Source organism: Chryseobacterium sp. KMC2 (genome assembly GCF_016756935.1).
Lineage (GTDB): Bacteria > Bacteroidota > Bacteroidia > Flavobacteriales > Weeksellaceae > Chryseobacterium > Chryseobacterium rhizosphaerae.
The window spans coordinates 1-523 of record NZ_JAESIT010000063.1; the positions used below are offsets into that span (position 1 = coordinate 1).

General features: G+C 38.2%; 1 protein-coding gene. It reads right to left on the reverse strand.

What is annotated here, in order from left to right:
* Positions 1 to 508 (reverse strand): hypothetical protein (locus JML65_RS23775; RefSeq protein WP_202272630.1); only part of this gene is annotated, 508 nt, incomplete at its 3' end.
* Positions 509 to 523 lie beyond the last annotated feature (15 nt).

Below are 523 nucleotides of genomic sequence, written 5' to 3' on the forward strand. Positions count from 1 at the left end.
TGTTGGCATAAGTGAATATGGGGCTTCTGGCATTTTTAGCATTGGTGTGACTAAGATTCATGTATTCATCTGTAGTTTCGTAACTTTCTGCTGCATTACTGATATTTTTTACCCTGGTTGTCACTTTATCATACACTGTAGGCTTTCCATTGATGGTGGCAATATTGAAGTTTCCGGTATTGCTGATCACCATCTGTTCACAGCTGTATCCTGCCACCTTATCCTCTGCCACTTCCTGGATATAAGAATAGTCTATATCATCCCCCATATATTTTCCGGTGGATTTGCCATTTGCATCTTTATAAATAAACTCAGTTTCGTAAGCCAGCGTATTGCCATCGCTGTTCTTTATTTTTTCTACCCGGATTCCCCCTACAGATTTATTGTACTCTTTATTTTCAGATATACTGTCAACCCATTCCACATTCAAGGTAGCATACTGACTGCTGTTTACGTTTCCTACTTTTCTGATCCTTATTTTATAGGAAGGTTTCTTGTCCACAATCATTTCGTATTGTTTGTT